This is a genomic window from Streptomyces rhizosphaerihabitans (assembly GCF_025399795.1).
GTDB classification, from domain to species: Bacteria; Actinomycetota; Actinomycetes; order Streptomycetales; family Streptomycetaceae; genus Streptomyces; species Streptomyces rhizosphaerihabitans.
In genome coordinates this window covers 243,596-253,262 of record NZ_JAODTZ010000008.1, presented here as the reverse complement: position 1 = coordinate 253,262, position 9,667 = coordinate 243,596, and the positions used below count along the sequence as shown (strand labels likewise).

7 protein-coding genes, 1 tRNA gene, 1 other RNA gene and 2 pseudogenes are annotated in these 9,667 nt (G+C 71.8%); 4 read left to right on the top strand and 7 right to left on the bottom strand.

Annotated elements, in window-relative coordinates:
* Positions 1-1,489 (bottom strand): DNA polymerase III subunit gamma and tau (locus N4G66_RS11250; protein ID WP_261703864.1); only part of this gene is annotated, 1,489 nt, incomplete at its 3' end.
* 164 nt (positions 1,490-1,653) lie between these two features.
* Positions 1,654-1,752: signal recognition particle sRNA small type (gene ffs / locus N4G66_RS11245), an RNA gene on the bottom strand.
* A 72-nt stretch (positions 1,753-1,824) separates the two neighbouring features.
* On the opposite strand from ffs, the gene N4G66_RS11240 reads away from it, so the two are divergent.
* Positions 1,825-1,912 (top strand) — tRNA-Ser (locus N4G66_RS11240).
* Between the two features lie 63 nt (positions 1,913-1,975).
* Here N4G66_RS11240 and N4G66_RS11235 read toward each other — a convergent pair.
* From N4G66_RS11235 to N4G66_RS11220, 4 genes and pseudogenes are all read right to left on the bottom strand, one after another.
* Positions 1,976-2,159 (bottom strand): annotated as a pseudogene (locus N4G66_RS11235) (site-specific integrase); the annotation flags it as partial.
* Between the two features lie 66 nt (positions 2,160-2,225).
* Entirely contained in the window at positions 2,226-4,172 is a 1,947-nt protein-coding gene (locus N4G66_RS11230) for a copper resistance CopC/CopD family protein (RefSeq protein ID WP_391858795.1), read from the bottom strand.
* 42 nt (positions 4,173-4,214) lie between these two features.
* Positions 4,215-4,847: a GNAT family N-acetyltransferase gene (locus tag N4G66_RS11225; RefSeq protein ID WP_261703862.1), complete on the bottom strand. Its 633-nt coding sequence runs from the start codon at positions 4,845-4,847 to the stop codon at positions 4,215-4,217.
* Positions 4,837-6,972, bottom strand: a complete 2,136-nt coding sequence (locus N4G66_RS11220; protein WP_261703861.1) for a penicillin acylase family protein — start codon at positions 6,970-6,972, stop codon at positions 4,837-4,839. Before N4G66_RS11220 ends, N4G66_RS11225 begins: the two co-directional genes overlap by 11 nt.
* A 131-nt stretch (positions 6,973-7,103) precedes the next feature.
* Between N4G66_RS11220 and N4G66_RS11215 the strand changes: the two genes are divergently transcribed.
* Positions 7,104-7,688 carry an HhH-GPD-type base excision DNA repair protein gene (locus N4G66_RS11215; protein WP_261703860.1) on the top strand — a complete coding sequence of 195 codons (585 nt, stop codon included), beginning with the start codon at positions 7,104-7,106 and terminating at the stop codon, positions 7,686-7,688.
* A 247-nt stretch (positions 7,689-7,935) separates the two neighbouring features.
* On the opposite strand, the pseudogene N4G66_RS45870 reads toward N4G66_RS11215, so the two are convergent.
* A pseudogene (locus tag N4G66_RS45870) lies at positions 7,936-8,488 on the bottom strand (helicase HerA-like domain-containing protein); the annotation flags it as partial.
* Positions 8,489-8,611: 123 nt separating this feature from the next.
* On the opposite strand from N4G66_RS45870, the gene N4G66_RS11205 reads away from it, so the two are divergent.
* Together N4G66_RS11205 and N4G66_RS11200 are read left to right on the top strand one after the other, a co-directional pair.
* Positions 8,612-8,908 (top strand): type II toxin-antitoxin system VapB family antitoxin, encoded by a 297-nt coding sequence (locus N4G66_RS11205; protein WP_003999914.1) that lies wholly within the window; start codon positions 8,612-8,614, stop codon positions 8,906-8,908.
* A 90-nt stretch (positions 8,909-8,998) separates the two neighbouring features.
* Positions 8,999-9,655, top strand: a complete 657-nt coding sequence (locus tag N4G66_RS11200; protein WP_261703859.1) for a LytR C-terminal domain-containing protein — start codon at positions 8,999-9,001, stop codon at positions 9,653-9,655.
* Positions 9,656-9,667 lie beyond the last annotated feature (12 nt).

Genomic DNA, 9,667 nt, shown 5'->3' with positions numbered 1-9,667 from the left:
GCTGCTCGGGTGCCACGGGGGCGTACGAAGGCGCATTCGTCTGAGCCGGGGCGGTGACGGGCGCCGCGGGTGCCACCGGCGCGACGGGAGCGGACGTCACGGGCACCACTCCCGGCACGGCTCCGGCACCCTCACCGGCTCCCGTCGGCCCAGCTCCGTGCCCCGCTCCATGTCCTGGGCCCTGTCCCGCTCCCCGGGCTGCGGCACGGGCCGCCGCGGGGCCGCCCCCGGGAGAAACCGCCGGCCCGGTCTGCGGGACCGGTACCGCGCCGTGCACCTCGGGTCCGGGCATGTATCCCATGGCGGGCGCCGCTCCACCACCGGAGAAGTTCACTCCGCGCTCGATACGGTCGAGCCGGGCCATGAGGGACCGCTCGTCCCCGTAGGCGGCCGGCAGCAGGACGCGCGCGCAGATGAGTTCGAGCTGGAGGCGCGGCGAGGTGGCTCCGCGCATTTCCGTCAGCCCGTCGTTGACGAGGTCGGCGGCGCGGCTCAGCTCGGCTGCGCCGAAGACCCCGGCCTGCGCCTGCATGCGCTCGACGACCTCGACCGGGGCGTCGATGAGCCCCTTCTCCGCCGCGTCCGGGACGGCCGCCAGGATCACCAGGTCCCGCAGCCGCTCCAGCAGGTCGGCGACGAATCGCCGCGGGTCGTTACCGCCTTCGATGACGGTGTTCACCACTTCGAACGCGGCGGCGCCGTCCCCCGCCGCGAACGCCTCGACGACGGCGTCCAGCAGCGAGCCTTCCGTGTACCCGAGCAGCGAGGTCGCCATGGCGTACGTCACACCGGCTTCGGCGGCACCCGCGAGCAGCTGGTCCATCACGGACATGGAGTCACGCACGGACCCCGCGCCCGCCCGTACGACCAGGGGAAGCACGCCGTCCTCGACGGGGATCCCCTCCTGCCCGCAGACCTCGCCCAGGTACTCGCGCAGGGTCCCCGGCGGCACCAGCCGGAACGGGTAGTGGTGGGTCCGCGACCGGATCGTGCCGATGACCTTCTCGGGCTCGGTCGTGGCGAAGATGAACTTGAGATGCTCCGGGGGTTCCTCGACGACCTTCAGCAGCGCGTTGAAACCGGCCGACGTGACCATGTGGGCCTCGTCGATGATGTAGATCTTGTACCGACTGCCCGCGGGCCCGAAGAAGGCCTTTTCCCGCAGGTCACGGGCGTCGTCCACACCACCGTGCGAAGCGGCGTCGATCTCGATGACGTCGATGGAGCCCCGGCCGTTGCGGGCGAGGTCCTGACAGGACTGGCACTCCCCGCACGGGGTCGGTGTGGGCCCCTTCTCGCAGTTCAGGCAGCGGGCGAGGATGCGCGCGCTCGTGGTCTTGCCGCACCCGCGCGGACCGCTGAACAGGTACGCGTGATTGACCCGGTTGTTCCGCAGCGCCTGCTGCAACGGGTCGGTGACATGTTCCTGCCCGATGACCTCGGCGAACGACTCCGGGCGATAGCGGCGGTAGAGCGCGAGAGACGACACGTCTACGAGGTTATAGGCGCCCACTGACAACGAGGACCGTCCTGAGCGCATCCCGGGCGCGACCCCGGCGGCATCCGGTCCCCGGCCGGCCCTACAGCCGTCCCAGCAGCTGCCCCAGCAGCCTTCCGGCGGCTGTGCGGCGGCTGTGCGGCGGCCGTCCCGGAAACGCAAGCGCCCCCCACGCACCCGCCAGAGCCAACCTACCCTTGCTGCCTTCCGGCCCTGGGGGAGTTCAGTCAGATAGCGCCACGTGAGGGGCTCCGCAAAGAGTACAGGATGCCGGGGGTGGGGAACGAGTTCGCGAGCACTCCTCAACGTCTTGTATTGTTTGCCCCGGAGGATTCGCCTAGTGGCCTAGGGCGCACGCTTGGAAAGCGTGTTGGGGGCAACCCCTCACGAGTTCGAATCTCGTATCCTCCGCCAGTGCCTCACCGGGCACTAACGTCGAAGGGCCCCGCTGCTTGCAGCGGGGCCCTTCGACGTTCCTCAGCCCTCGTTGTCCTGGTCTTTGTCCACAAGGAGTGCCGAGGGCCCAGACGGCATCGGCGATCTTCCGGGCCACGTCCTTGAGCATGGCGTCCGGCACATGGAGGTACCGCGCCCGCATCCGAGCGGACGTGCCCGGTTCCCGACCCATGATCCGGCCGATCACGCGGGCCGGAACACCGAGCGGACCGAAGGCCCCGACCGATCATGGTCGGGGCCTTCGCCGGGCACGATGTCGAGGGGCCCCGCCTCAGCCGATCTTCACCGTCTTCGAGACGGTGACCTCGTCGATGTCGCTGGTGCGGACCGTGGCCTTCATGGTCCAGGTGCCGGGGAGCGGAAGGGTGAGGCCGTCGGACGTCCAGTAGCCGCCCTTGTCGGTGATCTCCGCGTCGATCGGACCGACCTTCTGGGATTCCAGGGTGAAGGTGAGGCGCAGTTCGGGGACGGTCGCGAGGCCGCCGTCGGGGCCGATGATCACGGCCTGCACGGAGTTCTCACCCACCCGGCCCGGGGACAGCTCGATCTGGACCTTGCCGTGGCCGCCCGGGGTGCCGACGTCGAAGGGCACGAGTGTCGTCGTCGAGGTCGGCCGGTCCGCTGCCACTACGGCGGCGGCGGTCTCGGTGGCCGCGCGGCCCGGCTGGGTCCCGGTCAGCATCGTCGTGATCACCAGCACCAGGATGCCGATGGCGACCTCGGCGAGCACCGAGCGGCGCAGGCCCCGGTGGTGCGCGGCGTCCCCCGGTCCGGTGGTCGGCCCGGGTCCCGTCGGCTCGTCCCCCGACGGTCCGTCGCCCCTTGGGCCCTCTCCCGGTGCGTCCTTCTGGGCGCCCGCGTCCTCGCCCTCGCCTTCGCGCTCTTCCTGTACGTCGTCGGCGGCGGCGCTCGTGTCCCTCGGCGCCCCGGCCGGCACCGCGATCCCGACCGCGACCGCGACCCGTTCGGCGGGGACGGCGGCGGAGGTCTCCGTCATCGCCATCCGGGCCGTCCAGCGGCGCGAGAACGCCGCCGCCGCCAGCAGCAGCGTCACACCGGCGAGTTTGACGACCAGGAGCCTGCCGTACGACGTCGAGGTCAGGGCGTCCCAGGAGCCGAGGCCGCGCCAGGACTGGTAGACGCCGGTGATCGCGAGGACCGCGACCGAGGTGAGGGCGAGCCGGGAGAAGCGGGTGACGACGGCCGGGGGGATCGGTTCGGCAGGGCGGTGGAGGGCGGTCAGCAGAGCTGTCAGGCCGCCGAGCCACACCGCCATGGCGAGCAGGTGCAGCACGGAGGAGACCATCGCCACAGGGACCTGGATCCCGGCGGAGGCGTGCTCGGCGGCGGCCCAGGTGACCGCGAGGGCCAGCGAGAACAGTCCGCCGAGCACGAGGACGCCACGGCCGGACTCCTGGTCCCGTACCGGCGCCCGCGGGGGCACGAAGGCCACCGCGGCGAGCAGCGCCAGCCGCGCCACCAGTACGAGGCCGGGCCGGCTCGTCAGGGTCTCGCTCAGGATCGCCGGGTCGAAGGCCCCGCCCACACCGGTGCCGCGCTCGTAGGGGCCGCGCAGCAGGAGCAGCGCGAACGTGGAGCCGAGCAGGGTCCACCAGCCGGTCACCAGCAGACGGCGTACGGATCCGGGGAAGCCGCAGGCCAGGACGAAGGCGGCCGTGCCGATGAACAGGGCGAGCCCGCTGTACGCGGCATAGCGGGCGATGTCGTAGAGGGCGGCGGAAGCGGGGTTCCCCCCGGTCGGCGGCAGTGGCGCGGGGGTCGCGGAGGGTTTGCCGATGGAGAAGGTGAAGGCGCCGGAGACGGGGTGGCTGTCCGCCGAGACGACCCGCCAGGCCACGGTGAACGTGCCGGTGCCGAGGCCGCGCGGCAGGGTGACGCGGGCGGTGTCGGAACGGCCGTCCGCGTGGCTCGGTTCGCCGGTGTGGACGCGCCGGTTCCTCGGGGTGAGCACGCGGAAGGAGTCGTCGAGCAGGCCGATCGACTCACTGAACGTCAGGGTCACCTGGCGGGGCGCCGACTTCAGCACGCTGCCGTCCTGCGGATCGGTGCTGGTGAGCGCGGCGTGGGCGGACGCGCCGCCCACGCCCCCGAAGAGCACCAGCACCAGGACACTGCCCAGCAGAGCCAGCGCCCTCGCGCCGAGCCGTCGCCGGTCTCGCTGCCCGCTTCCGTTCACACGCCGTCTCCGTATCCGCATGTGCAGAGTCTCGGTTACGTACGGACGGGGCCCGCGTCCGGCTCACCTCGGCGCCGCCGGACCCTTCTCGAAGGCCTCCCGCGTCAGGAAGGCGAGCCGGGCGTGTTTCTCGGGGAGGTGGACCTCGGGCAGGTCGATCTCGGGGAGCACGATGTCCCCGGCGGGGACGAAACCCTGCCGGGTCAGCCGGGCGATGGCCTTGGCGTTGCGGGCGTCGGGTTCCACCACGGCCCGCTGCCGGTCGAGTCCGGTCAGCGCGTACGCCAGGAACGCCGCCAGCAGCGTGGACGACCAGCCCGGCCGCTCGCCGCCGCCGGGGGCCGGGGGTCCGATCAGCAGGTGGACGCCGATGTCGCCGGGCCGGACCTCGTAGCACTCGGAGACCCGGTCGGCCTCGGGCTCGTACGTCTGGAAGAGCGCTGCGGGTACGCCGTCCTTGACCGTGAGGAAGGCGTGGTGGGTGTCGAGCGAGTCGAGGTGGAGGTAGGTCTCCAGCACCTGCCGCCTGGTGAACCCGGTCATGCCCCAGTACGCGGCCCGCTCCTCGGTGACCCAGCCGTGCAGGACGTCGAGGTCGGCGTGCGGGTCCACGTGCAGCACCCGGACCGTGCCGAAGCCGTCGACCCGTTGCTCGTGAACGGCCTCACGGGCGTCGGCGTACGTCTCAGTCGTCATCGCTCTCCTTGGTCAGCGTGTTCCAGTCGGTGGTCACGGGGACGAGATCTCCCTTGAGCCACAAGGGGAGTTGGTCGCGGTTGTGGGCCGCACCGGGAACGCCGTCGGCTCCGAACGGGACCACCCAGAGGCTGTTGGCCCGGTCGGCGAGGTCCCAGACGTACCGGGCGGCGGATCCACGGGCGCTCAGGTCGGTCAGTCCGGGCACCGACGAGGTGGACAGGACGCAGTCGTTGTCGCCGGACAGGGCCGGTTCGTCGTACGGGTCGCCGGTGAGCGCACGCCAGGGGGCGAGGCGATGGGTGTCGCCCCAGGTGCGGGACGACACGGGCCGGGCGGCCGCCTCCTCGACGGCCGCGCGCACCACGTCGTCGCGGTCCACGCCGTACAACTCCTGTGCGGTCAGCAGGTTTTCGAGGGCGAAGGCAACACGCGGGGCGATCGCGAGCCAGGGCAGGAAGACGTCCGGGACCGCGGGCGGCTCCGCCAGGACGGCGAGCGCCGGGTGAGCGGCGAGCCGTCGCACGACCGCGCCGCGCACCTGCGCGTACATCGCCGCCGCAGTGCTGTCGGCGTCCATGTGCCGGTTCCAGCGCAGGAGTTGGTCCCTGATCCCGGTCGCGGCTTCGGAGAGTTCCAGTGCGGGCAATCGGTCCAACAGAGCTGCGGCGGAGGCGAGATGGGTGTCCATGTGGATGACCGGCATGTCCCGCGCCGACCACTTCGCGCCCGCGTCGAGCAGCTGTCGAATGCGGGCGGCACGGTGGGGCGGCGCGAACTCGACGCCGAGCGGGGCCGCGGGGCCGCGCTGGTTCGCCATCACGGCGAGGCCGTCCACGACCGGGCCGTACGGCATCTCGTGCCAGCCGGTCCACTCGTGCCCGGCCTCCCAGGCGGGCACCACCCGGGTTCGGCCGGCCATGGCGCGGACCGGGACCCGGCCCGCGACGCGGTACAGCACTCCGCCCTCGGTGTCGGCGGCCTGCACGACGTTCACCGGCTCGGCCCAGGCTTCGAACGCCCGGTCCACGTCGGCGACCCGGCGGGCGCGCAACAGCGGGAGGAGCGCGCCGAAGCCGAGGTCGCGTGTCACGCGGGGCGGGTAGCGGAGACTGATGGACTCCTCGGCGCCCACGCCCCCGATCACCACGGGCCCGCGCTCCGTCTCGATCACCTCGACCTCGACGGGTTCGCCGCCGGCCACCTCCACCCGCTCCACGTGCCGTACCGCGGCCCGCCACACACCGTCGGGACCGAGGGCCTCGACAGCCACGCCCTCCCTCGTATCCCCTGCATCCCCTGCGTCCTCTGCATCCCCCGCGTCCCCTGCGTCCCCCGCGTCCCCCGCGTCCACGAGACGCAGCCGCTCCCGGTAGAGGTCCTGGTAGTCGGCCATCGCGTTGGTGATCGCCCAGGCGACGGTTCCGGTGTGGGCGAAGTGGGCGATACCGGGAACGCCGGGGACGGCGAGGCCGACGACGTCGAACTCCGGGCAGGAGAGGCGGATCTGCTGGTAGACGCCGGGATCCTCGATGAAGCGGTGCGGGTCACCGGCGATCAGCGCCTGCCCGGTGGCAGTGCGTTCGCCGCTCACCAGCCATCCGTTGCTCCCGGCCGTGCCCGGCCCGTCCATGGCGAACAGGCCGACCGCGTCCGGGCCCAGCCGCCGTACGACCTCCTCGCGCCACAGCTTGGCGGGGAACCCGGCGAAGAGGATGTGGGTGCCGAGCCAGACCCCCATGGGACTCCAGGGTTCCCAGCGCCCCGGAGTGAGCCCGCTCGCCGCGAACTCCGGCGCGCGGGAGGCCCCTTCGGCCAGTCCGGCGTTGACCCCGTCGACGTACGCGACGACCCACGCGGCGGTCTCGGGGTCCCGCTCCCGCAGGGCCTCGAAACAGCGTCGTGCGGTGTCGTCGAGCCGGGCTCGGCGCGCGAACCGGTCCCAGCCGACGGATTCCGCGCCTAGGAACGCGGCCGAGGTGCCCTGGGAGCGGTGCCGTTCGACCTCCAGCTGCCAGGCCCGGTCCCGGGCGGTGACCCGGCCCTGGGCGTGGGCGAGTTCACGTGCGCTGCCGGCGCGCAGGTGCGGGATGCCCCAGGTGTCACGGTAGATATCGGCGGTCACGACTCATCCCCACTCATGTCAGGTTAGGCTAACCTAACTCACACGCTCCGGAGGGTGCGCCCGGGGTGAGGACCCGGTGAACCTGGGGGCCACGACCGAGCGTCCCGCCCCGCACGCGGGATCATCGATCCATGGACGTCGCTCTTCACCTCACCCAGCAGCCCGAGGCCGACGAACTGCTCGGCCGCAGCCCGCTCGCGGCCCTGGTCGGCATGCTGCTGGACCAGCAGGTGCCGATGGAGTGGGCCTTCGCGGGGCCGTACACGATCGCCCAGCGCATGGGGGCGGACGATCTCGACGCGAACGAGATCGCCTCGTACGACCCGGAGAGGTTCGCCGCGCTGCTCTCGGAAAAGCCGGCCGTGCACCGGTATCCCGGTTCGATGGGCAAGCGCATCCATCAGCTGTGCCAGTACCTCGTCGAGCACTACGACGGAGACGCCGCCGCCGTCTGGAGGGACGCCGCAACCGGCGAGGAACTCCTCCGCCGTCTCAAGGGACTCCCCGGCTTCGGCCCCCAGAAGGCCCAGATCTTCCTGGCCCTCCTCGGCAAACAACTCGGCGTCCGCCCCAAGGGCTGGCGCGAAGCGGCGGGCTCCTACGGCGAGGCCGAGTCCTTCCGCTCGGTCGCCGACATCACCGGCCCGGAGTCCCTCGCCAAGGTCCGCGCCCACAAACAGGAGATGAAGGCGGCGGCGAAGGCCTCCAGCAAGTAACCCGGGTCCGGGGAACCGGCGTCCGCCCGCCCCGGGCAAGGGTGCCCCCACCGTCCTCGGTCCGGGGCGCTTCCACCCTCCCGGGCACGGTGCCGGCGCGCTCCCGGGCACGGGTGTTCCCGCCCTTCCCGGCGCGGGTGCTCCTCATCCCCAGCGCGGGTGCCGCCCCGCAAGGCTCGCCCCGGCCGTGGCCCCTGCGCCTGCGCCTCAAGCATCCGGGGGCTGGAATCAGCGCAGCTTGCGCGCCGTCCCGAAGATCGACCGGGTGATCTCCCGCCCGGTCTGCGTACCCACGGACCGGGCCAGGGACTTGAACAGCCCGCTGCCGACGACCTGCTCGACGACGGAGGCGTCCTTCTTCGGCCGGCTCCGGCCGCCGGAGCGCCCACCCTGCGGTGGCGCGTACGGGAATGCCGTGGCCGAGGCCGCCGAGCGCGTAGAACTCCGCCGGACAGCCGCTCTGTGTCCACTCCTGGTGGACCTCCCGCGCGCGCTCCTGGACCTTTGATGTCGGCGAGGAAGACGGAGACACCCTGCGCCGACAGCTGCTCGGCGATCAGCTGGAGCGTCTTGGTCTTGCCGGTGCCGGTGGCGCCCGCCACCAGGCCGTGCCGGTTCAGCATCGGCAACGGGATGCGGATCTGCGCGTCGGGCAGGCACGTCCCGTCCCAGATCAGCGCGCCGAGATCCAGGGCGGGACCGGCGACGGCGTAGCCGGCGGCGATCTCCAGGGCTTCCCGCGGGAGCGCGGGAGCACCGGCCGTCCGCTCGGGAACGGTCCCAGCGGCAGTCGACGGCACGGCCTCGCCGTCGCCTTTATCAGACACCTGTTCCCGATTTGCAAGGATTTACGACATCTTTTCCAGCGTCGCACTCCGCCGCCATGGCTGCGCCCGGAAGGTCTTGACCGGTAGGCTTTCCGTGTGATCTTCAAGCGCATCGGAAACGGCCGGCCGTACCCCGACCACGGCCGGGAAAGCACCCGGCAGTGGGCGGACGTCGCGCCGCGCCCGGTCCGCCTCGATCAGCTCGTGACGACCAAGGGCCAGCTGGACCTGGAGACCCTCCTCGCGGAGGACTCCACCTTCTACGGCGACCTCTTCGCCCATGTCGTCAAGTGGCAGGGCGATCTGTACCTGGAGGACGGCCTGCACCGCGCCGTCCGCGCCGCGCTCCAGCAGCGCCAGGTGCTGCACGCGCGCGTTCTTGAACTGGACTAATGGCCACGGCTTGACCCCAATGGGTTGAACTGAACGCCGGGCAATGATCATCTAGTAGGCATTGGCGTCTCGGCGCACTACGCTGCGCCCATGAGCATGCTTACTCCCCCTGGCATGGGTGGCCAGTATCGGATCACGGGGGACAAGTACCCGCGGATGCGCCGCCCCCGCGGGCGTCGCAAGTTCGCGTTCCTGAGCGTCGCCTCCGTCACCGTGCTCGGGCTGATCGGGTGGGGGTCCCTGCAGCTCATCGACATCTACACGGGCGGCAGCAAGGCCACGGCCGCGGGCACCAAGGCGGACTGCGCGGCGAAGGTCACGCCCTCGGCGAAGGCCTCCGCGGCCGCCGCCGTCGCGGCCACTCTGCCCAAGCCCGGCCAGATCACCGTGAACGTCTTCAACGCGACTCCCCGCAGCGGGCTCGCCAAGCAGACGGCGGACGAGCTGAAGAAGCGCGGCTTCAAGATCGGTGACGTGGGCAACGCGACGGCCGCGTACGACAAGAAGGTCGCGGGGGCGGGGCTGCTGCTCGGCGCCAAGACCGCCGACCAGGCCGCGCTGCCCGTACTCAACACCCAGCTCTCCGGCGCCGAGCTGAAGACCGACGGCCGCGCCCAGGCCACCACGGTCGACCTCATCATCGGCACCGATTTCAAGACGCTGACGAAGAAGGAGGACGCCGACAAGGCGCTGACCGTCCTGGCTCAGCCCGAACCGGCGCCCTCCACCTCGAAGAAGAGCTGCTGACTCCGGGTTCGC

What these genes read in the sequence shown, in the direction of transcription:
- N4G66_RS11230 (WP_391858795.1), bottom strand. Translation starts at nt 4,172, where the DNA reads ATGCGGATACGGAGACGGCGTGTGAACGGAAGCGGGCAGCGAGACCGG.
- N4G66_RS11225 (WP_261703862.1), bottom strand. Translation starts at nt 4,847, where the DNA reads ATGACGACTGAGACGTACGCCGACGCCCGTGAGGCCGTTCACGAGCAA.
- N4G66_RS11215 (WP_261703860.1), top strand. Translation starts at nt 7,104, where the DNA reads ATGGACGTCGCTCTTCACCTCACCCAGCAGCCCGAGGCCGACGAACTG.
- N4G66_RS11200 (WP_261703859.1), top strand. Translation starts at nt 8,999, where the DNA reads ATGAGCATGCTTACTCCCCCTGGCATGGGTGGCCAGTATCGGATCACG.